This window comes from Stenotrophomonas sp. STEN030 (assembly GCF_056759995.1).
This window is the reverse complement of sequence record NZ_JBRREB010000007.1, coordinates 88,661-109,820: the sequence shown is the minus strand read 5'-3', so window position 1 is coordinate 109,820 and position 21,160 is coordinate 88,661. Positions and strand designations below refer to the sequence as shown.

Annotated in this window: 18 protein-coding genes; 1 reads left to right on the top strand and 17 read right to left on the bottom strand. The window is 63.3% G+C overall.

Annotated elements, in window-relative coordinates; translation table 11 throughout:
- Positions 1-39: 39 nt before the first annotated feature.
- From ACVOLR_RS03960 to ACVOLR_RS03935, 6 genes are all read right to left on the bottom strand, one after another.
- A complete protein-coding gene (locus ACVOLR_RS03960) occupies positions 40-1,677 on the bottom strand; it encodes a mechanosensitive ion channel family protein (RefSeq protein WP_481535286.1) in 1,638 nt (545 codons plus the stop codon).
- 101 nt (positions 1,678-1,778) lie between these two features.
- Positions 1,779-2,285 (bottom strand): AmiS/UreI family transporter, encoded by a 507-nt coding sequence (locus tag ACVOLR_RS03955; protein WP_481535285.1) that lies wholly within the window; start codon positions 2,283-2,285, stop codon positions 1,779-1,781.
- Positions 2,286-2,287: 2 nt separating this feature from the next.
- Positions 2,288-2,905, bottom strand: a complete 618-nt coding sequence (locus ACVOLR_RS03950) for an ANTAR domain-containing response regulator (protein WP_481535284.1) — start codon at positions 2,903-2,905, stop codon at positions 2,288-2,290.
- On the bottom strand, positions 2,902-4,059 hold the full coding sequence (gene amiC, locus ACVOLR_RS03945; RefSeq protein ID WP_481535283.1) for an aliphatic amidase expression-regulating protein AmiC: 1,158 nt from the start codon (positions 4,057-4,059) through the stop codon (positions 2,902-2,904). The genes ACVOLR_RS03950 and amiC overlap by 4 nt, the downstream gene beginning before the upstream one ends.
- Positions 4,060-4,086: 27 nt before the next feature.
- Positions 4,087-5,205, bottom strand: coding sequence for an AAA family ATPase (locus tag ACVOLR_RS03940; protein ID WP_481535282.1), 1,119 nt, complete (start codon positions 5,203-5,205; stop codon positions 4,087-4,089).
- Positions 5,206-5,299: 94 nt separating this feature from the next.
- Entirely contained in the window at positions 5,300-6,340 is a 1,041-nt protein-coding gene (locus ACVOLR_RS03935) for an aliphatic amidase (protein WP_481535281.1), read from the bottom strand.
- 434 nt (positions 6,341-6,774) lie between these two features.
- Here ACVOLR_RS03935 and ACVOLR_RS03930 point away from each other — a divergent pair, with 434 nt between their 5' ends.
- Complete coding sequence (locus tag ACVOLR_RS03930; RefSeq protein ID WP_481535280.1) at positions 6,775-7,983, top strand: NnrS family protein; 1,209 nt, start codon at positions 6,775-6,777, stop codon at positions 7,981-7,983.
- 44 nt (positions 7,984-8,027) lie between these two features.
- Here ACVOLR_RS03930 and ACVOLR_RS03925 read toward each other — a convergent pair whose 3' ends face one another.
- Genes ACVOLR_RS03925 through ACVOLR_RS03875 form a run of 11 tightly spaced genes read right to left on the bottom strand, consistent with a single transcriptional unit; the run spans position 8,028 to position 21,096 of the window.
- Complete coding sequence (locus ACVOLR_RS03925) at positions 8,028-8,693, bottom strand: sulfate/molybdate ABC transporter ATP-binding protein (RefSeq protein WP_481535279.1); 666 nt, start codon at positions 8,691-8,693, stop codon at positions 8,028-8,030.
- Positions 8,683-9,366, bottom strand: coding sequence for a molybdate ABC transporter permease subunit (gene modB / locus ACVOLR_RS03920; RefSeq protein ID WP_481535296.1), 684 nt, complete (start codon positions 9,364-9,366; stop codon positions 8,683-8,685). Before modB ends, ACVOLR_RS03925 begins: the two co-directional genes overlap by 11 nt.
- Before the next feature lie 2 nt (positions 9,367-9,368).
- Positions 9,369-10,109, bottom strand: coding sequence for a molybdate ABC transporter substrate-binding protein (gene modA, locus ACVOLR_RS03915; RefSeq protein WP_481535278.1), 741 nt, complete (start codon positions 10,107-10,109; stop codon positions 9,369-9,371).
- 21 nt (positions 10,110-10,130) lie between these two features.
- Positions 10,131-10,907: a helix-turn-helix domain-containing protein gene (locus ACVOLR_RS03910; protein ID WP_481531238.1), complete on the bottom strand. Its 777-nt coding sequence runs from the start codon at positions 10,905-10,907 to the stop codon at positions 10,131-10,133.
- 7 nt (positions 10,908-10,914) lie between these two features.
- Positions 10,915-12,126 (bottom strand): oxygen-independent coproporphyrinogen III oxidase, encoded by a 1,212-nt coding sequence (locus tag ACVOLR_RS03905; protein WP_481535277.1) that lies wholly within the window; start codon positions 12,124-12,126, stop codon positions 10,915-10,917.
- Positions 12,127-12,170: 44 nt separating this feature from the next.
- The gene (locus ACVOLR_RS03900; RefSeq protein WP_481535276.1) at positions 12,171-13,502 is read right to left on the bottom strand and encodes an MFS transporter; all 1,332 of its coding nucleotides are present in this window, start codon (positions 13,500-13,502) and stop codon (positions 12,171-12,173) included.
- Between the two features lie 22 nt (positions 13,503-13,524).
- Positions 13,525-14,415 (bottom strand): peptidylprolyl isomerase, encoded by an 891-nt coding sequence (locus ACVOLR_RS03895; RefSeq protein WP_481535275.1) that lies wholly within the window; start codon positions 14,413-14,415, stop codon positions 13,525-13,527.
- A gap of 3 nt (positions 14,416-14,418) precedes the next feature.
- Positions 14,419-15,123, bottom strand: coding sequence for a respiratory nitrate reductase subunit gamma (gene narI, locus ACVOLR_RS03890; protein WP_004146540.1), 705 nt, complete (start codon positions 15,121-15,123; stop codon positions 14,419-14,421).
- Entirely contained in the window at positions 15,120-15,800 is a 681-nt protein-coding gene (gene narJ, locus ACVOLR_RS03885) for a nitrate reductase molybdenum cofactor assembly chaperone (RefSeq protein WP_481535274.1), read from the bottom strand. The genes narI and narJ overlap by 4 nt, the downstream gene beginning before the upstream one ends.
- Positions 15,797-17,341 (bottom strand): nitrate reductase subunit beta, encoded by a 1,545-nt coding sequence (narH, locus tag ACVOLR_RS03880; protein ID WP_481535273.1) that lies wholly within the window; start codon positions 17,339-17,341, stop codon positions 15,797-15,799. The genes narJ and narH overlap by 4 nt, the downstream gene beginning before the upstream one ends.
- The gene (locus tag ACVOLR_RS03875) at positions 17,341-21,096 is read right to left on the bottom strand and encodes a nitrate reductase subunit alpha (RefSeq protein WP_481535272.1); all 3,756 of its coding nucleotides are present in this window, start codon (positions 21,094-21,096) and stop codon (positions 17,341-17,343) included. Before ACVOLR_RS03875 ends, narH begins: the two co-directional genes overlap by 1 nt.
- Positions 21,097-21,160 lie beyond the last annotated feature (64 nt).

The following is a 21,160-nucleotide window of genomic DNA, read 5'->3' as shown; positions in this document are numbered from 1 at the left end:
GCGCGCTGACTGTTCAGGCGCGTAACGCCGGCCAGACGATCACGAAGCGGGGCCTTTCGGGTCCCAATCGTCCGGCGGCACGATCTTCGGCAGCTCCGGGTCGGCGATGTAGTTGGGCGACATGATCTGCACCCCGGCGGCGTTGAACGCATCCTGGATGTTGGCATGCAGCTCACTGAGTATCTGCGCACGCAGCGGCAGCTGAATGACGTGCACGCGCAGGACATAGGCAACGTAGAAATCGTTCAGCGCGGTCTGCAGCACATGCGCGGCCGGGACCCGCTGCACATGCGCGGTCTTGCCCGCAGCCTCCAGCAACAGCCTATGCACCTGTCGCCACGGCGTGTCGTAACCGATGGTGATGCTGGTCTCCAGCCACATGCCCGCTGCTTGTGGGTCGCGCGAGTAGTTCAGCAGCTTGCCGCTGAGCACATGCATGTTGGGCAGACTGACTTCCACCCCGGTGATGGTGCGGATGCGGGTGGTAAACAAGCCGATCTGCAGCACCTGGCCTTCGACATCGGCAAGCTTGACCAGATCACCGACCGACATTGTCCGTGCATAGAGCAGGGTGAAGCCGGCCGCGGCCTGGCCAACGATGCTGGAGCCGCCCAGCGAGATCATCACGCCCAGCAATACGCTCAAGCCCTTGAACGCGTCGCTGCTGGAGCCGGGCAGATACGGATAGGCCATCGCCAGTGCGAACAGCCAGATGCCTGCCACCGTGAGCTTGCGGCTGGGCTCGGCCAACTGGCGGTCGATGCCAAAAATCTGGAAGCGCCCGTTCTGTACGCCGCGGAACAGCATGCCAACGATCTGGCTGGCCAAGCGCGCCAACAGGAAAATGATGATCGCGGTGACCAGCCCCGGAATCGCTGCCACACCCGCCCACAACCAGGCTTTGGCCTGGGCGGCGAGCCACACCGTCATCGCCGTGGCCCAGGGTTGGGTGTAATCGAACTGGTGGAACACGTAGCGCAGCCATTCCTCTGCCAACACCAGCACCGCCACCAGCAGCACCGCACGCGACAGCCAGTCGGCCAAAGCATTTGCCCCGTGCAGCATCTGCTTGACCGGCGCGCTGTGCAACGCACTCGCTCGCTTTCCAACCCATGCCAGCATCGCCGCACGCAGCCTGCGCGCAGCCCATGCCAGCAACCAGATCAATGCGCCCGCCAACAGCGTAGCGACAAGGCTGTACAGCACACCGCGAAGCACCCGCCCAGGCGCCCGCTCACGTTCGGCAGCGGCAACCGCATCACCCAGCCGGCTGCGAACTTCCTCACGCACCTGACCCAGGCTCTGGCCCTGTGCAGCATCCACGTCGGCGGGGGTGATGATGGTGACGACCTCGCCGCCGAGCAGCAGGATCGCGCCATCGGCGGTGTCGTTGAAGCTGACGCCGGGCATGCCGGGCTCCTCAACGATCCGCTTGATGTTGAACTCGGTGACCTGCGCCCGCTGCAGTGGCGAGCGGCCCATGAAAGCGCCGCGGAAGGTAAGTATGTCGCGATTGTAATAACGCGCCGTCGCCGGAACCGGCCCTTCAACCTGCGCTGCTTCATCGGCGGCGACCGCCGTGCCTGGCAAGGCGAGCCCGGCCAGCGACCCGAGCGCGACTGCCAGCGCGACCCGGCGTACCACCGACCAGACATTGATGCGGCTTCGGAACATCATTGCGCTTCCCCGCAGGAACAGGTGGCTGCCCAATGCAGTGTTGCCGCAAAGGCATGGCGAATGGAAGCCTGCCAATCGGCCACCATCCCCGGTGGCCGCGCTCAGAGCTTGATCACCTGGCCCAGTATCAGCAATCCCGGCAACCACCCAGTGAATACCCCGCACAACACGGTGAACCCGGCCACTGGCTTCTGGATGTTGCGGGCCAAGCCCAGCAGCAGGAAATAGCTGAACCAAAGCGCCGTCCATGCACTCCAGTTGATCGCATTCCATAGCCCGAACACGCCATCCAGTGCGGCAAACGTCCGCACCGCCTCGGTGGCAGCAGTGATGCTGACAAACAGGCAGAACCAGCCCAGCCCCCTGCCGTCGTTGCCCATCAGCTGGTTGGCCGCCACCCACAGATAGGTAAAGGCAAACAGCAAGGTGAAGGCGCCGCTCTTTACATCGACGATAACGAAGATCGTATACAGCGCCACCAACAAACTCAGGCCGCCCACCAGGCTATTGATGACCGCCACCTCCTTGCCGCTGATACGGTCCATCAGCCACACGCCGTTTACAAACAGCACCGCACCCACGTAGAGCAATATCAGCCCAAGCATCATGATCAACTCCTGCTGTCATCAGGGCGGCGTACCGCCGGATTTGTAGCTTTCACCACATCTTGTGCAATCTTCTGGATCGACTCGCGCTGCTTCATCGCCTCCTGCGACAACCATGCGTGGGCTTGGCCCTCCTCCCAACCATGGCGGCTCATCAGCAGCACCTTGGCGCGATTGATGTCCGCTTGGCTGGCGAGCTTTTCCTGCAGCTGGGTATTTTTCTGTTTGAGCTTCAGCAGCTCACCACTGACTCGCCGTGCGGAAACCAGCGATGGCAGCACTCGATGCGCATCCAATGGCAGGATGATCACGCCATGACACTCCAGCTCGATGATCTGCGAGAGCACCGCCGGGCTCTCGTACTCAACCAGGGCCAGCACCGTGGTGCTGGGTTGACCGCTCGCAATCAGCGCACTGATGTCCTCGTGGTGCCTGTTCTGGAAGATGCCGGTGAAAATGACATCCACCGCCACATCGAAGCGCTTGGGTGGTGGCCAACAGTTACGCACCGAGCAGCCGATACGGATCAGCTGCAACACCAGCGTGTCACTCACTTCAGATGGCGGGCTGAGCACCATCACCTGCAGCTCGCGCAAGCTTGCCAGGATGGTGGAAGCACTCATGCCGGCACGCTCCCATCCATGCTGGTCGACCAGTCATCCAGGTTGTGAACCACAACATAGGGATCCGGGCGGATCGGCTCCGGCGATTGCCACTTGACCTGGAAGGTGCCGCTGCTGTCTATCTCGGCAATGCGTGCGGCAAGATGACTGTGATTGTTCTGCGGCTCTACCCATACCTCACCTTGGGGCGCAGAGATTCGTAACCCGTACAGCTCCGGCTGTACATCCTCCACCCGCCAGCTGCCTGCCTTCTGCATTGCGCGGCCGAGCATCAGCGTCTGGGTGTAGGCCGCCTCGGCCCAAGCGGTGATGCTTACCCCCGGCGGAAACGTTGCCTGGCAAGCGCTCACGAACGCTCGGTTCTCCGCCGTATCAATGCTGGAGAAATAGGGCGCTACCACTACGTGGCCTTCTGCCACATCCGCGCCCATCCTGGCCACTTCGGCCTCACTGGTGGTCAGGCTGGCGATGGGCGGCCGCGGCGCATCCCCGTAGCGTCGCGCCATGGCCCGGTACAGCGCTGCGGTGCCGATACCAACCACCGTCGAGAACACCACGTCGGCCCTGGCCCTGACGATGCGTTCCACCGCATGCGCAAGGTCCTCGTCGGAGGGATACAGGGGGATATAGATCTCCTCCAGCACCTTGCCACCATGCTGCCGATAGAGATGCCGCATGACATGATTGCTTTCGCGCGGATAGATGTAGTCCGAGCCTATGAATACCACCCGCTCGCCGTAATGGCGGATCAGGTACGCCGCCAATGGCGCGCTGTTCTGGTTGGGCGCTGGGCCGCCGTAGATGATGTTTGGCGAGTACTCGAAACCTTCGTACGGCGTTGGAAAGCACAGCAGCGCGTCCATGCGCTCCACCACCGGCATCACCGCCTTGCGCGTGTGCGACATGTAGCAGCCCACCAACATCCGCAGCCCATGATTGCGGATGAGGTCTTCCGCATATAGCCGGTAGCGGTCGGGATCCCCGCCTGGATCACGCGAAAGCACCTCGATGGCACGCCCTTCGACGCCACCTTCACGATTGAGCTGATCGACCGCCAGCAGCGCACCATGCCGTTGAGAGCGCTCGATATCGGCAGTAACGCCTGTCTCGGAAAACAGAAGCCCCAAGCTCGGCTGGTCGCTGGTTTTTGCCATGCTGCACTGCTCCCGGTTTGGCGTCGCTCAGCGGCGCAGAAAGTGGACCTCACCGTGCTCGAGCACGGCCAGGTAAACGATGTTCGCAGTTGCCGTTGTCCGGGCATGGTGATCGATAAGGTAACCGGCCAGCGGCACCTCCAGATGCTGGCGCATGCTGCGACGAAGCGCACGCGCGCCAAACTGCCTGTCGAAGCCCTTGGCGATGACCCTGGCCAGCACCGGCGGCGTCACTTCCAACGCGCAGCCATGTTTCTGCAGGCGTCGATTGAGCCGTTTGACCTCAAGCGCGGCCAACTGTTCGGCAACACCCTGCTCTATCCAATTGAAAGTGATGACCTTGTCGATCCGGTTGATGAACTCAGGTGCGAATGCCTTCAGCAGCCTGGCGCGCACCAGGCCGTCCACGGCACGTTGGCGCGACGCCGCCGTCGCTCCGCGGATGAGACCTCGCCAGCCTGTACGGCGCTGGTCGTAGCGCTGTATTTCGTGTGCGGCAAGATTGCTGGTCATGAAGATCAAGGTATTGCGGAAACTGTAGGTACGCTCGCCGGACGCCACCGTCAGCATCCCGTTGTCGAGCACGTTCAGCAGCGTCTGCACTACCTGCGGACTGGCCTTTTCCAGCTCGTCGAACAGCATGATTCCGGGACGGCCAACACTACCCTCCAGCTTTTCCTGGTCCAGCAGCGTGGTTCCTTCCTTGGCGCCGACGTAGCCAGGGGGTGCGCCGCTCAGCGCGGCGGCGTAGTGCTCCTGCGACAAGGTATTCATATCTACCCTGCAGAACGCATCGGCATCGCCGTGCAGTGCACGGGCCAGCGCCCGCACGATTTCGGTCTTACCCACGCCGGTTGGCCCCAGAAACAACGCGGTGAACAGTGGCCGGCGCGGGTCGGTGATATCCGCACGCACCACTTTGAGCATGTCCTCGACCGACTGTAGTGCTGCGTCCTGGCCCAGGATCTCGCTGCGCAGGCTGGCCATGATGACGCCGATATCGAAGCGATACCGGCTCTCCAGCGAACTGCTTGCGCACAGGTGCGCTTGGACAAGGCCGTCCGGGGCCCTGTTCTCGACGGAAAGTACGCCGTCCAGCGCGCGCTTGCGCTGGGTCTGCTCCAGCATATCGGTTAGAAACGGCATTGCTTCACTCCTTGTGCAGTTGCAGGACAAGGCGCAACTGCGCTGTTGCCGGCCGCATTGCGGCAACAGCGCATCACGCTTGTTTCCGCTGGTTTCAGGCCTCTTTTTCCTTTGCCTCGTAAGGCAGACGCCCAACCGGGCATTGCGCCACGCCTACCGTGGACCGGGTCATCTTTTCAACGTTTTCCCTGGCTTGCTCCGCATCGTTGACCCAGGTCTTGTAGAACTCGAACGGGCACTCGGCCAGGCCTTTGTCGCCCTCTCCTGAGTTCTGCAAGCCGGTGTAACCACGGTGCAGCAGCTTGAACAGATGGTTCTGCGATTGATCATTGGCACGCGCATCGCGTATCTGCGACACCGACAACTGCGCGTACTGGATGCCCATCTCCTCCTCACCGCACTCGCCCAGCGTACGACCATCGAAGCCGATGATCGCGGAGTGCCCAAAGTAGGAATAGACCCCATCGAAACCTGCCGCATTGGCCACGGCAACGTAGCTGTTGTTCGCCCAGGCCATTGCCTTGGCCATCAAGACCTGCTGCTCTTTTGCTGGATACATATAGCCCTGGCAGCGCACGATCAGCTCGGCACCCTTCATCGCACAATCCCGCCAGATCTCCGGGTAATTACCGTCGTCACAGATGATCATGCTGATCTTCATGCCCTTCGGGCCGTCACTGACATACGTCTGGCCGCCCGGGTACCAGCCTTCGATCGGGCACCACGGAATGATCTTGCGGTACTTCTGCACGATCTCGCCCTTGTTGTTGATCAGCACAAGGGTGTTGTAAGGCGTCTTGTTCGGGTGTTCCTCATGGCGCTCACCGGTAAGCGAGAACACGCCCCAGGTATTGGCCTTGCGACACGCGCTGGCAAGCAGCTCTGTCTCCACGCCCGGTGCGGAAACCGCGGTTTCCATCATTTCGGCCGGGTCGTACATGATTCCCTGCAGGCTGTATTCCGGAAAGATCACCAGGTCCATGCCTGGCAGGCCCTGCTTCATGCCAACAACAATGTCGGCGATCTTCTGTGCATTGGCCAATACCTCTGCACGCGTGTGCAGGCGCGGCATCTTGTAGTTGACTACCGCTACGCCAACCGTGTCATCACTGCTGGAAATATCACCATGACGCATGATTTGCCTCTCCTGATGGTTTTTTTCGGACAAAAAAAGGCCCTCCCGGAGAATTCCGGGAGAGCCCATTTGCTCTTGTTACTCAATCTGGTTGGCACACCCACATCGACGTTGATGCAGTTGTGCCCGGTTCGGCAAAGATATAGCCGAGAAAAAAACGCTGTCAAGCGCACTATGACGTAAGGATTTCATATGGCAGATCCCGCACATGACGCTGAATTGGGATATGCCCGCGCTCTACGGATAAAACACTGGATGCACGCAACAGGCAGGCTGGCCTGCACAACACCCCAGACGACGCTGGCCGGAACGACGACGCTGCGTTGCAGCACCGGTTTTGATTTTTTGGGTATCCCTGCCTGGGGTTCCACCTGCCGTCACCGACGTTGACATTGATCAGTACAGCCGGCTTCCAGCGGACGGATACTTTCGTCGTGAACACCACTCCCACCCGCCTGCACATCTTCAACACGCCGCACCGGCTGCTGTTCTTCATTGGTGTCTGCAACCTCGGCCTGGCGATGGGCTGGTGGGCGTTGTGGCTGGGCGGGTTGCAGCTGGGCAACCCCCTGCCAGCGCCCGGCTTGCCGCCGGCCTGGCTGCACGGGCTGTGGATGCAATACCTGGTATTGCCCAGTTTCATCTTCGGCTTCCTGCTGACGGTGTTCCCGCGCTGGATGGGATTGTCTGCACTTCCGCGTTGGCAGTACGCGTGCGTTGGCGGCGGCCTGTTCGGTGCGCAGATCGCGCTGCTTGCTGCCAGTCTCGGCTGGCAGCCGGGAGTGTGGCTGGCCCTGCTGTTGGCGGTGCTGGGTTGGGCGTTCGGCCTGGTCGCACTCGGCCGTTTGCTGCTGCAGGAGAAAGGCCGCACCTGGCATGCGTGGTCGTGCTGGTCCGGCTTGCTGATGGGCTGGATAGGCCTGCTCTGCTTCGCTATCGCCGCCGCAGGCGGCGATATCCGCTGGCAGGCACTGAGCGTTTCGATCGGTACCTTCGGACTGTTGCTGCCAATCTACGCCAGCGTCGCCCATCGCATGTTTCCGTTCTTCGCCGGCAATGTGGTGCCGGGTTACCAGGCGTGGCGGCCGCCGCAATGGCTGGCGATCCTGTGGGCGCTGTCCCTGTTGCACCTGCTCGGCGAATCGCTGCTGCTGCCACTGGTCACACTGTTGGCCGACGCCGGCCTGCTGCTGTTGTCACTGTATTCGCTGTGGCGTTGGTGGCCGCGCGGACCAAAGCCGCCGCTGTTGAGCGTGCTGTTTTACGGGCTGGCGTGGTGGCCATTGGCGATGCTGTTGTATCTGCTGCAGGACATCGCCGCCCTCGCCGGCCACGTTGGCTGGCTGGAACGCGCGCCGCTGCATGCCTTGGCGATCGGCCTGTTCGGCAGCCTGCTGGTGGCGATGGTCACCCGCGTAACCCAAGGCCATTCCGGGCGGGCGCTGGTGATGCCGGTGGTCGCCTGGATCGCCCTGCTCGGCCTGCAACTGGTCGCAGTGCTGCGCATCCTCGCGCCGCTGCTGGACGATCCTTGGCGTTGGCATGCCGTCGCCGCCGCAGGCTGGCTGCTGGTGCTTGCACCGTGGTTGCTGCGGTTGGGGTGGATCTACTGGCGCCCGCGTGCGGATGGCAAACCGGACTAAGCAAACTGCGTCCAACAAGCCGCGCAGATCGCGCGGCACGGCGCTCAGGCCTGTACGCGGCCGTCGGCCAGATGCACCACCTGTTGGCCGAACATGTCTACGTCTTCCGGATCATGGCTGATCAGCAGCAGCGGGATACCGGTCTGGTCCAGCACCGTCTCGAGCTCCTGGCGCAGATGCGCACGCAAGGCGTGATCGAGCGCCGCGAACGGCTCATCCAGCAGCAGCGCCTGCGGCTTCGTCACCAGCGCCCGTGCCAAGGCCGTGCGCTGACGTTGGCCGCCGGAGATCTGCGCCGGCAACAGGTCACCGATGTGATCGATGCGGAAGGCCTGCAGCCATTGTTCCACCGCGTCGATGCGACGACCGCGCGGTGGGTTCAACAGACCCTGCTGCAGACCGAAGCCGACGTTCTGCCGCACCGTCAGGTGCGGGAACAAGGCGTAGTCCTGGAACACATAGCCGATACGGCGCCGCTGCGGTGACAGGTTGATACCTGCCGCCGCATCAAACAGCGCTTGTCCGTGCATGCGGATCACACCGGCATCTGGTCGCAGCAGCCCGGCCACCGCCTTCAAGGTCAAACTCTTGCCAGCACCGGACGGGCCGAACAACACAACATTGGGTTGCGTGCAACGCAGCGCCGCATGCAATTGGAACTGCTGGCCTGCTGCCTGCAGCTGGCGACGGATATCCAGTTCAAGCCACATTGCGTGCCCCCTCCTGTCGCCGCCCCACCAGTCGCGCGGCGAGCAGCAGCACGCTGATGCAGACCAGCGAGGACAGCAGCACCAGGGCGTTTGCGCGGCCATCGTTACCGGCCTGCACCGCCTCGTAGATGGCGATGGACAAGGTCTGGGTGCGGCCGGGAATACTGCCGGCGACCATGATGGTGGCGCCGAACTCGCCCATCGCGCGGGCGAACGCCAGCAACAGGCCGGCAAGAATGCCGCGCCATGCCAGCGGCAAGGTTACCCGGAAGAACAGCGCCAGCTCGGACACGCCCAAGGTACGCGCGGCCTGCTCCAACTGCCCATCCACATCCTCGAAGGCCGCACGCGCCGGCTTGAACACCAGCGGAAACGACGCCACCGCCGCAGCGATCACCGCCGCCTGCCAGGTAAACACAAGATTGATGCCGAAGCTGTTTTCCAGCCATGCACCAAGCGGCCCCTTGCTGCCGATCAGCACCAGCAGGTAATAGCCCAGCACCGTAGGCGGCAGCACCATCGGCAAGGTGAATATGGTGTCCAGCAACTCACGGCCGGGAAAGCGCCGTCGCGCCAGCAAGGCGCCAAATCCAACACCGAGCACGAGGTTGATCGCGGTCGCCCAGCCGGCCACCTTCAGCGACAACCACAACGCGCTCCAGTCCAGATCCACCATCAAGGGCTGCCGAATCCGTGCCTGTGCAGAATCGCCTGGCCCGGCGCCGAGCGCACGAAGGCGATGAAGCGCTTGGCTTCGGCGGCATTGCGGCTGGTCTTGACCATTGCCAGCGGATAGCTGATACCGCCGGCAACCGGCACCTGGAAGGCGCGCTGTACGCGCTCGCTCATCGCCTGTGCGTCGGTGGCGTAGACAAAGCCTGCGTCCACCTCACCGCGCGCCACGTAGTCCAGTGACTGCCGCACGTTCTGGGTGCTGATCATCTTGGCCTGCACTGCCGGCCACAAACCGGCCTGCTGCAGCGCGCCGCGTGCATAGCGACCAACCGGCACGCTGTCGGGGTTGCCGATGGCGACGCGCTTCACATCAGCCCTGGCCAGTGCCGCCAACGTGGTCGGTTTGTTGCTGGCCTGCGGCGGCACCACCACCCACAGGCTGTTCTGGGCGAATACGTGCTGTGTCGTTGGATCAATCAGACCTTCGGTGTTGGCCTGCGCCATCGTGGTCTGGTCGGCCGAGGCCAGCACATCGACCGGCGCGCCGCGCGCGATCTGCTGCAGCAAGGTGCCGGAGGCGGCGAAGTTCAGATCAACCTTCGTGCCCGGGTTGGCCTTCTCATACGCAGCGGAAATCTCGCGAAAGCTTTCAGTCAGGCTGGAAGCAGCGGAGACCGTCAGTTCAGCAGCGCTTGCCGGCAGCGTGGCAGCCAGCAACAACAACGCCCACAGCTTGTTCATGCATGCTTCCTCGGTTGGGCATCATTCGCTTGCGTCATCGGTGGCCGCCATCAACGCCAGACGCTCCGGTTGCAGCAGGATGATCTCGCGCTGCTTCACCGCGATGACTTCTTCGTCGCTCAAGCGCCGCAGCACCCGGCTGGCGGTTTCCGGCGCCATGCGCAGGTAATTGGCGATCTCGGTGCGGGTCATGGTCAGGTTGAAGCGGTGTGCCGAGAAGCCGCGCCGCGCGTAGCGGTTGGAGATATCCAGCAGGAACGCGGCCATGCGCTCCTCGGTACGGTAATTGGCGGCCAGCAGCGCCGCCTTGCCGATCTCGGCACTGAGCAGGCTGAACAGCTTGGCTTGCAGGCCGGGCATGCGGCTGGCCAGCATGCTGATGCGCGGAAACGAGATACGGCACAGATGCACGGTATCCAGTGCCACCGCATTGCAGGGATAGCGCGAACCATGGATGGCGTTCAAGCCGATGACTTCACCGGGCAAGGCAAAGCCCAGCACCTGCTCGTTGCCGAGGCTGTCATCGACAAAGGTCTTGACCATGCCGGCGCGTACCGCAGCGATGGAATCGAAGGGCTCGCCCGCACGGAAGATGTAATCGCCCGCATGGTAGGGCCCAACGTGATCGACCATCACGTGCAGCTCATTCAGCGCAGTCTTGTCATAGCCCTGCGAGCTGCAGGCATCGGAGAACGCACAGGTCGTGCAGAAATGCAGCGCGTCACCGTCGCCGGCAGCGGCTGGATTCGGCGTCGCGGTGCCCAAGGGACCGCGCGGTGGGGGTGTAGGTGACGTCATTCCGTTTTCAAGCAACAGCGGCCAAGGGGCGGAAGCACGCTGCGATCATACGCCACAGCAGCTCACCTTCGTTCTGGATCAACAGCATGTCGCCGTCACGGCGCAGCCAACCACGTTCGATGAACATGGCGACGCGGCTCCACGCATGCTCGAAACAGGCGTCGAATGGCTGTGCGTTGCGCCATTCGAAGGCGCGCATGTCCAATGCGTGGTCGCAGGCCAAGCTCTGCACCACCTCATCGGTCATGCGTTCATGCTCTGAAAGAATAAGCCCGGAGGAAATGCCCGGCTGGCCAACCACCAGGCAGGCGCGCCAATGGCTCGGCTCGGGCTCGATGCGGCAGATGACATCGCCGATCTGGCTGCAGGCGCCAACGCCTATGCCGAGCAGGTCATGCCGCTCGCGGCGCGGTACCCCGAGCAGATCGCAATGACGCTGACCGTCGCCGTTGCGCAGCGGCATTGGCAGGTCCGGCCGTTGGTAGTGATCGCCGCCCAGCGGCAGGTAGCCTGCTGCACGCAGCAGCCGCCATGCCTGCAGCCAGTCCGTCGGCAATGGGTACTCGGGCAGCAGGGCTGGCGACGGCAGGACGATACGCTCGGGTGCCAGCTCCACTACCCGCTGCAGCCGCTGCAGGAACGACACATCGGCGTAGCAGGGCACACGCAGCTGGTAATAGCAGGCGGTGAACCCGGCCTGCTGGGCTTGCGCCAACATTGCCGGCCCGTCCACACCAGCGTGGTCGATCACCGTCATCCGGGTGCAGCCGACCTCACGCAGTGAAGCCGGCGCGACATCGCTGGCCGCATCCAGACGCACCTCGACCTGCGGCCGGGCGATGGTGCACAGCTGCTCCGGCACCGCGTCCAACAGGCGGCCCAGCAGGGCGGGCGGCAGATGCTCGACGATGCCGGGCTGCAGCACCATCGCCGCCACTTCGCGGTCGCTGGCCAGCATGTCGGCGTGCAGACGCAGGCATACCAGCAGCGCATCGAGGACGTTCTCGGCGCGCTCCAGGTCATGCGGCGGCGCACAGAAGCCCAAGGTCAGCGCACGTGGAATCAGATGCTCGTTGCTGGCCTGCATGGCTGCACGCCAACCGGCCTCGGCAAAGCCCGGGCTCAGCTCCGCCGGCGCCGGGAACAGCACGTGCGCGGGTTGCTGCAGCAGTGCAACATGCAATGTGGCGTCATCCATCCCGGCGGTCTCTACTGACATGCAAGCATCCTCGCGTAGCGACCGCCGGTTTTCACTGATCTGGATCAAGCGCGGCGCTGTTTCTCCGCTGCTCCGGCATCAATGGCTTCGGGTAGATCGGTCTCGCGATCGAGCTGCGGGAAGTTGCGACGCTCCATCCGCCGGATGGCGAAATGCATCCAGGCCAGGGAGATGCTGACCAGCACGAACAGCAGCATGAAGCAGCTGCTCCAGATGCCCAGCGCATCGTTCAAGGCGCCAAAGACGATTGGCAGGATGAAGCCGCCAAGGCCGCCGATCATGCCGACCACGCCACCAACCGAGCCCACATGCTGCGGGTAATAGACCGGAATGTGCTTGTAGACCGCGGCCTTGCCCAGCGACATGAAGAAGCCGAGCACGAACACCAGCACGGTGAACATGGTCACGCTGATCGCCAGATGGAAGCTGATCTCGCCGTGTATGCCCTGCACGATGTAGCGGGTATCCGGATAGGCCAGGATGAAGGTACAGATCACCGACACCCCCAGCGTCCAGTACATCACCCGGCGTGCACCGATGCGGTCGGACATCCAGCCACCCACCACCCGGAACAGGCTGGCCGGGATCGAATAACACGCAGCCAGTACGCCGGCCGTGCCCACGTCCATGCCGTAGGCACCGACAAGGTAGTGCGGCAGCCACAGTGCCAGCGCGACGAAACCGCCGAACACGAAGAAGTAGTACAGCGAGAAGCGCCATACCTGCAGGTTCTTCAGCGGTGCCATCTGCTCGGCGAAGGACATCGGTTTGACGCCGCTGCGGCGGCGGTCTTCCAGCGAGGGATCTTCCTTGCTGAACAGATAGAATAGGATGGCGGTAACCGCCAGACCGACCGCCCACAGCTTGGCCACCATCATCCAGCCAGAGGCCACCATCACCAACGGCGCCAGCAGCTTGGTCACCGCCGAGCCGATGTTGCCGGCACCGAAGATGCCCAACGCGGTGCCCTGCTTCTCCGGTGGGAACCACTTGGACACATAGGTGACGCCGACCGAGAAATTGCCGCCGGCGATACCGACGAACAAGGCCGCCAGCAGGAACTGTGGATAGGTCTGCGCATAGGTCAGCAGCCAGGTCGCGACCGCGCCGCACAGCATCACCAAGGTCATCACCTTGCGGCCGCCGAACTGGTCGGACCAGATGCCGAGGAAGACGCGGATCACCGAGCCGGTCAATACCGGCGTGGCGATCAGCAGACCGAACTGGGTGTCGTTCAAGCCCAGCTGCTCGCTGATCTGGATACCGATGATGGCGAAGATCATCCACACCGCGAAACACACGGTGAAGGCGAAGGTGCTCAGCCATAGCGCACGTTGTTGTTCGCCGCTGCTGATGTTCTGTAGATTCTGGCTCATTGCCGCTCCTGGGGATTACGTCTTACTCAGCCTGTGCTTCGATGTCTTCCAGCCCGCGTACCGGGTAGCGTTCGCGCAGCTCGAGCAGGAATTGCTGCACGTCGCGCTGGCGCACCTGCAGCTCCAGGTAATCGCTGATCTGTGGCTGCACCTGTTCGTAGCTGAGTGCTACGCCGGCTTCCAGTACATCGATGTTGACCACGTGGTAGCCCCAGCGCGATTCCACCGGAAAACCCGCCAAGCCCTGCCGCAGGCGGAATACCTGACGATCGAACTCGGGCGTGGTCTGGCCGCGTTGCAGCCAGCCAAGATCGCCGCCTTCACTGCTGGACGGGCATTGCGAGTGGCGCGCAGCCAGATCGGCGAACAGATGTGGCTGCTCCAACAGCTCGGCGATCAGCTTTTCGGCCTGGGTGCGGGCTTTCAGCCGGCCGGCGATATCGTCGGCCGGTGCCGCCAGCAGGATGTGGCGTACACGGATGCGGTCCGGTGAGCGGAAGCGCTCGGGGTTCTGCGCGAAGTAGCGCTGGCAGTCGTCCTCGCTGGGCACGCGGTCTTCCAGCGTCTGTTCGATCAGTTGCTGGATGCGTGCTTCCTCGCCGGTCTCCTGGCCAACGCCAGTGGCGTCGGCCAGGCCAAGCCGCTCGGCCTCAAGCCGCAGCAGCTCGCGTACCACCAGCGCACGTGCCGCATCGGCACGTGACTGCTCCGGGCGCATCGCCCGGTGGTATTGCATCTCGCGGGCGATATCGGCCTCGCTGATCGCGGTGTCCTGCACGTACAGGCTGCACGGCGCCGGTTGGCCGAGTCCGCGGGTGCCTGCGTCCTGCTCATGATGGTGGCCGGCCTCGGCCGGCACCGGTGTCTGCGAGTCGATGACGGTGATCGGGAGAATGCGTGGCAGGCTGCCCATGACTTACTCCCGCGGACCGTAGCGCAGCGTGGCCTGGCGGCGACGCACCACTTGATATGGCCGCCACAGGTAGCTGATCGGCACGCTCCACACATGCACCAGGCGGGTGAACGGTGCGATCAGCACCAGCGTCAGGCCGAGGAAGATGTGTGCCTTGTACACCCAATGCACGCCTTCGACATAATCCGCCGCACCGGCACGGAAGGTGACGATGTGCTGTGCCCACTCGGCCAGCATCACCATCACGCCGCCATCCAGATGCCCGGCCGAGACCTTGATGCTGTACAGGCCAAGGCAGAGCTGGGCGAACAGCAGCACCAGCACCAGCGTGTCACCGAAGCTGCCGATCGCGCGTACCCGCGCATTGGTCAGTCGCCGCACCAGCAGGATGGTGATACCGACGAAGCACAGCGCACCGAAGAAGCCACCCACCACCATCGCCAGCAACTGCTTCTGCGAGGAAGTGATGAAGGGCTCGTACAGCGCATGCGGGGTCAGCAGGCCGACGAAGTGGCCGCCGAGGATGGCGATGATGCCGATGTGGAAGCAGTTGCTGCCAAAGCGCATGCCGCGGTCGGACAGCAACTGGGTGGAGCCGGTACGCCAGCTGTACATGGCCTTGTCATAGCGCGCCCAGCTGCCGATCAACAGCACCGCCACCGCGATGTAGGGATAGAACTGGAAGGCGAACTGATTGAGGTAATTCATGGCTGGATCTCCCGCGGCTGCGCGCGTGCCGGTGAACGATGGGGTGGATCACACTCCTGCGAAGGTGCATCGGCGCCAAAGCGCACTGCTTCCTCTTCCCACAGGCGGTCCATGGCTTCGACGGTGTCGTCGCGCACTTCTTCGCTTGCGCGCTGACGCAGCACGGCCAAGTTGACCTTGCCCTCGCCCGCCTCGACCAGGATCTCCAGCAGCACCGCGTGCGGCAGCTGCCGTTCGGCGGCACGCGCGGCGAGCATGCCGGCGATGTGGCCGATGTGGTGCAGCCAGTCCTTGGCTTCGGCCTGCGGCCGGTGCGACAGGTATTCCAGCAGCAGCGGCAGGTAATCGGGCAACTCGCGCGCATCCAGCTCGAAACCGTTCTTGCGATAGGCATCGATCAGGTCGACCATGGCCTGGCCGCGGTCACGTGATTCGCCGTGGATGTGTTCGAACACCAACAGGCTCATCGAGCGGCCACGGTCGAAAGTGGCCAGCCAGCGGTCCTGCGCGTCCAGCGGGTCGGTAGCAAGCAGGTCACGGACGAAGGCCTGCAACTGCCCGCGACGGGCCGTCGACAGCGCCGGATCGTCGCAGGCCTCGAGCAGCTCCTCGCCATGCTGCCAAAGCTCGTCACGTGGGTAATCCAGCAAGACACCAATCAGCTTGAGCACACTCATTTCGTCACCTCGTGCCGGTGCTGGCGATTGGGATGCACCGCAAAGGTGGTGCTCTTGCGCTGGGTGAACAGGTCGGCCGGGCTGTCGCCGTTGCAACCATTGCCAAAGGTGAAGCCGCAACCGCCGCGTTCGCCGAAGGCATCGTTGGCGTACTCACGGTGCGCACTCGGAATGACGAAGCGGTCCTCGTAGTTGGCAATGGCCAGGTAGCGGTACATCTCTTCCACCTGCGCCGGGGTCAAACCAACCTGTTCGAGCACGCGCATGTCTTCCACGCCGTCCACATTCTTGCCACGGCGCCAGGCGCGCATCGCCATCAACCGTTCCAAGGCGCGGATAACCGGCGCTTCATCACCAGCCGTCAGCAGATTGGCCAGGTAACGCACCGGGATGCGCAGCGAGGCGATATCCGGCAGTTCACCGCTCATGCCAACGTGGCCACGCTCGGCCGCCGATTGAATCGGCGACAACGGCGGCACGTACCAGACCATCGGCAGGGTGCGGTATTCCGGGTGTAGCGGCAGCGCCAGCTTCCAGTCGATGGCCAGCTTGTAGACCGGCGACTGCTTGGCCGATTCCAGCCAGCTGTCGGGGATGCCTTCGGCACGTGCGGCGGCTATCACCGCCGGGTCGAACGGGTCCAGGAAGATGTCCAGGTGCGATTGGTACAGGTCCTTCTCCGCCGCCACCGATGCAGCCTCAGCAATACGGTCGGCGTCGTACAGCATCACCCCGAGGTAGCGGATGCGACCCACGCAGGTTTCCGAACACACGGTGGGCTCGCCCATCTCGATGCGCGGGTAGCAGAAGATGCACTTCTCGGACTTGCCGCTCTTCCAGTTGTAATAGATCTTCTTGTACGGGCAGGCCGATACGCACATGCGCCAGCCACGGCACTTGTCTTGGTCGATCAGCACGATGCCGTCTTCCTCGCGCTTGTAGATCGCACCGGAGGGACAGGCCGAGACACAGGCCGGGTTGAGGCAGTGCTCGCACAGGCGCGGCAGGTACATCATGAAGGTCTTTTCGAAGGCGCCGTAGATCTCCTTCTGCACCTTGTCGAAGTTGTAATCGCGCGATCGCTTGGAGAACTCGGTACCGAGGATTTCCTCCCAGTTCGGGCCCCACTCGATCTTCTCCATGCGCTGGCCGGTCAGCAGCGAGCGCGGGCGCGCGGTCGGCTGATGCTTCAGCTCGGGCGCGTCGTGCAGGTGCTGATAATCGAAGTCGAACGGCTCGTAGTAGTCGTCGATCTGCGGCAGGTCGGGGTTGGAGAAGATCTTGGCCAGCATCCGCCAGCGGCCACCGGCGCGCGGCACCAGCTTGCCGGCGCTGTTGCGCACCCAGCCGCCGTTCCACTTTTCCTGATTTTCCCATTCCTTGGGGTAGCCGATGCCGGGCTTGGTTTCGACGTTGTTGAACCAGGCGTACTCCACGCCTTCACGTGAGGTCCACACGTTCTTGCAGGTGATCGAGCAGGTGTGGCAGCCGATGCACTTGTCCAGGTTCAAGACCATCGCAATCTGGGCACGTACTTTCATCACACCACCTCCCGTGCAGCGCCCGAGGCATTCGAGTTTGATTGCTCGTCATCCAGCCAATCGATCTTGTCCATCTTGCGCACGATCACGAACTCATCGCGGTTGGTACCGCAGGTACCGTAGTAGTTGAAGCCCCAGGCCAGCTGCGCGTAGCCGCCGATCATGTGGGTAGGCTTGAGCACGATGCGGGTCACCGAGTTGTGGATGCCGCCGCGGGTGCCGGAGATCTCCGAACCCGGCACGTTGATGATGCGTTCCTGGGCGTGGTACATCATCGCCATGCCCGGCATCACCCGCTGGCTGACTACCGCACGCGCGGCGATCGCACCGTTGACGTTGAACAGCTCGATCCAGTCGTTGTCCTCGATGCCGGCATTGCGCGCGTCGTCCTCGCTCAACCAGACGATGGGGCCGCCACGCGACAGGGTCTGCATGATCAGATTGTCGCTGTAGGTGCTGTGGATGCCCCACTTCTGGTGCGGGGTGATCCAGTTCAGCACGATCTCCTTGTTGCCGTTCTGGCGCTTGTTGAGCAGCGGTTCCACCGTGCGTGTATTGACCGGTGGCCGGTAACTCATGAAGGCCTCACCGAAGTCGATCATCCACTCGTGGTCCTGGTAGAACTGCTGGCGACCAGTGATCGTGCGCCACGGGATCAACTCGTGCACGTTGGTGTAGCCAGCGTTGTAGCTAACGTTGTCGTCTTCCAATCCGGACCAGATCGGCGAGGAAATGATCTTGCGCGGCTGCGCCTGGATGTCACGGAAGCGGATCGCCTCGTGTTCCTTGCCCAGCGCCAGATGGGTGTGCTCGCGACCGGTGAAGGTACCCAGCGATTCCCAGGCCTTGACCGCGACATGGCCATTGGTTTCGGGTGCCAGGTGCAGCACCACTTCGCAGGCATCGATCGCCGTGTCGATGGACGGGCGGCCCTTGCTGATGCCTTCCTCCAGCACGGTGTGGTTGAGCTTGCCGAGGAATTCCACCTCGTGCTTGGTATCCCAGCTCATGCCCTTGCCGCCGTTGCCGAGCTTGTCCAGCAGCGGGCCCAACGAGGTGAACTTGCGGTAGAGATTGGGGTAGTCGCGCTCGACCACCGCCATGCTCGGCATGGTCTTGCCGGGGATGGCTTCGCACTGGCCCTTCTTCCAGTCGGCGACGCCGAACGGCATGCCCAGTTCGTTGGGCGTGTCGTGCAGGGTTGGCACCAGCACCAGATCCTTCTCGACACCAAGCACGCCCGGTGCCATCTCGCTGAGCGTGCGTGCAACGCCCTTGAAGATGTCCCAGTCGCTGCGCGATTCCCAGGCCGGGTCCACCGCCTTGGACAGCGGGTGGATGAAGGGATGCATGTCCGAGGTATTGAGGTCGTCCTTCTCGTACCAGGTGGCGGTCGGCAGCACGATATCCGAGTACAGCGCGGTGGTGCACATGCGGAAGTCCAGCGTCACCAGCAGGTCGAGCTTGCCTTCCGGGGCTTCGTCATGCCACTTCACGTCCTCGGGCTTGACCGCGCCCATCTCGCCCAGGTCCTTGCCCTGCAGGCCGTGACGCGTGCCGAGCAGATGCCGCAGCATGTACTCGTGGCCCTTGCCGGAGGAGCCGAGCAGGTTGGAGCGCCAGATGAACATCATGCGCGGGTGGTTCTGCGCGGCATCCGGGTCGGCGAAGGCGAAGTCCAGCGAGCCATCCTTGAACTTGGACAGCGCGTAGTCGGCCGGCGCGATACCGGCCTGCTCGGCCTCGCGCACCAGCTGCAGCGGATTGCGGTCCAGCTGCGGCGCGCTCGGCAGCCAGCCCATGCGCACCGCGCGCAGGTTGAGGTCGGCCAGACTGCCGCTGTACTTGGAGGCATCGGCCAGCGGTGAAAGCAGTTCGTCGACCTGCAGCTTCTCGTAACGCCACTGCCCGGTATTGAAGTAGAAGAACGAGGTGCCGTTCATTTGGCGCGGCGGACGGCTCCAGTCCAGGCCGAAGGCCAGCGGCTGCCAGCCGGTCTGCGGGCGCAGCTTTTCCTGGCCCACGTAATGTGCCCAGCCACCACCGGTCTGACCGACGCAACCGCACATGACCAGCATGTTGATCAGGCCACGGTAGTTCATGTCGTTGTGGAACCAGTGGTTCATGCCGGCGCCGACGATGATCATGCTGCGACCATGGGTCTTGTCGGCGGTGCGGGCGAACTCACGGGCGATCTCGATCACCTCGGCGCGTGACACACCGGTGATCCGCTCCTGCCAGGCGGGTGTGCCCGGCACGTTGTCATCGAAACTCTTGGCGACATTGGCACCGCCGAAGCCGCGATCCACGCCGTACTGCGCCAGCAGCAGGTCATAGACCGTGGCAACCAGCGCTTCGCCGCCATCGGCCAGCGGCAGGCGACGCAGCGGGATATTGCGCTCCAGCACTTCTTCGGCCGGTGCGGCGGTCCAGCCGTCGCTCTCGATGCCACCGAAGTACGGGAAGCTCACCGCCTCGATGCCGTCGTGGATGTCGGCAAGGCTCAGGCGCAGGCGGGTGTCATGGCCATCGCTGGCCTTTTCTTCGATGTTCCACTTGCCCTTCTCGCCCCAGCGGAAGCCGACCGAGCCATTCGGCACGGTGATGTCGCCGCTGTTCTCGTCGAACGCCAGCGTCTTCCACTCGGGGTTGTTGCTCTCGCCCAGACCGCCCAGCTCGCTGGCGCGCAGGAAGTGGCCCGGCACCAGGCGACCATCGGCGCGGCGCTCGATGCGCACCAGCATCGGCATGTCCGAGTACTGGCGGCAGTAGTCCTGGAAGTATTGCGAGGGCGTGTCGACGTGGAACTCGCGCAGGATTACGTGGCCGAAGGCAAATGCCAATGCGGCGTCGGTGCCCTGCTTGGGATGCAGCCAATGGTCGGTGAGCTTGGCCAGCTCGGAGTAGTCGGGGCAAATCGACACCGTCTTGGTGCCGTTGTAACGCGCCTCGGTGAAGAAGTGCGCGTCGGGCGTGCGCGTCTGCGGCACGTTCGAGCCCCAGGCGATGATGTAGCGGCTGTTGTACCAGTCGGCCGATTCCGGCACGTCGGTCTGCTCGCCCCATACCTGCGGCGAGGCCGGCGGCAGATCGCAGTACCAATCGTAGAAGGACAGACAGGCACCACCGAGCAGCGACAGATAGCGCGCACCGGCGGCGTAGGACACCATCGACATCGCCGGGATCGGCGAGAAACCGACAATGCGGTCCGGGCCATATTCCTTGGTGGTGTAGAGGTTGGAGGCGGCGATGATCTCGTTGGCCTCGTCCCAGTTCAGGCGCACGAAACCGCCCATGCCGCGGCGACGCTTGTACTCACGCGACTTGGCCGGGTCCTGCACGATGCTGCCCCAGGCCTCGACCGGTGACATGGTCTTGCGCGCCTGCCGCCACATGCGCAGCAAGGTGCCGCGGATCAACGGGTACTTGAGCCGGTTGGCGCTGTACAGGTACCAGGAATAGCTGGCGCCACGCGGGCAGCCGCGTGGTTCGTGATTGGGCAGGTCCGGGCGGGTGCGCGGGTAGTCGGTCTGCTGGGTTTCCCAGGTGACCAGGCCGTTCTTGACGTAGATCTTCCAGCTGCAGGAGCCGGTGCAGTTCACGCCGTGGGTGGAACGTACGATCTTGTCGTACTGCCAGCGGGCGCGATAACTGTTTTCCCAGTCCCGCCCTTCGCTCTTGCTGAACCCGTGGCCATCGGCAAAGGGTTGTGGATCCCGCTTGAAGAACTGCAAGCGATCAAGGAAATAGCTCATGGTGAATCTCCGTTCGCAAACTGCTGCATCGTGGCTATGTGTGGAATCTGGCTGCGGTGCGTGT

Coding starts and splice junctions, on each gene's coding strand:
- amiC (WP_481535283.1), bottom strand. CDS start 4,059: ATGGCAAAAACCAGCGACCAGCCGAGCTTGGGGCTTCTGTTTTCCGAG.
- ACVOLR_RS03960 (WP_481535286.1), bottom strand. CDS start 1,677: ATGATGTTCCGAAGCCGCATCAATGTCTGGTCGGTGGTACGCCGGGTC.
- modA (WP_481535278.1), bottom strand. CDS start 10,109: ATGAACAAGCTGTGGGCGTTGTTGTTGCTGGCTGCCACGCTGCCGGCA.
- narJ (WP_481535274.1), bottom strand. CDS start 15,800: ATGAGTGTGCTCAAGCTGATTGGTGTCTTGCTGGATTACCCACGTGAC.
- narI (WP_004146540.1), bottom strand. CDS start 15,123: ATGAATTACCTCAATCAGTTCGCCTTCCAGTTCTATCCCTACATCGCG.
- ACVOLR_RS03910 (WP_481531238.1), bottom strand. CDS start 10,907: ATGACGTCACCTACACCCCCACCGCGCGGTCCCTTGGGCACCGCGACG.
- ACVOLR_RS03900 (WP_481535276.1), bottom strand. CDS start 13,502: ATGAGCCAGAATCTACAGAACATCAGCAGCGGCGAACAACAACGTGCG.
- ACVOLR_RS03925 (WP_481535279.1), bottom strand. CDS start 8,693: ATGTGGCTTGAACTGGATATCCGTCGCCAGCTGCAGGCAGCAGGCCAG.
- ACVOLR_RS03955 (WP_481535285.1), bottom strand. CDS start 2,285: ATGATGCTTGGGCTGATATTGCTCTACGTGGGTGCGGTGCTGTTTGTA.
- ACVOLR_RS03940 (WP_481535282.1), bottom strand. CDS start 5,205: ATGCCGTTTCTAACCGATATGCTGGAGCAGACCCAGCGCAAGCGCGCG.
- ACVOLR_RS03950 (WP_481535284.1), bottom strand. CDS start 2,905: ATGAGTGCTTCCACCATCCTGGCAAGCTTGCGCGAGCTGCAGGTGATG.
- ACVOLR_RS03905 (WP_481535277.1), bottom strand. CDS start 12,126: ATGTCAGTAGAGACCGCCGGGATGGATGACGCCACATTGCATGTTGCA.
- narH (WP_481535273.1), bottom strand. CDS start 17,341: ATGAAAGTACGTGCCCAGATTGCGATGGTCTTGAACCTGGACAAGTGC.
- ACVOLR_RS03875 (WP_481535272.1), bottom strand. CDS start 21,096: ATGAGCTATTTCCTTGATCGCTTGCAGTTCTTCAAGCGGGATCCACAA.
- ACVOLR_RS03895 (WP_481535275.1), bottom strand. CDS start 14,415: ATGGGCAGCCTGCCACGCATTCTCCCGATCACCGTCATCGACTCGCAG.
- ACVOLR_RS03935 (WP_481535281.1), bottom strand. CDS start 6,340: ATGCGTCATGGTGATATTTCCAGCAGTGATGACACGGTTGGCGTAGCG.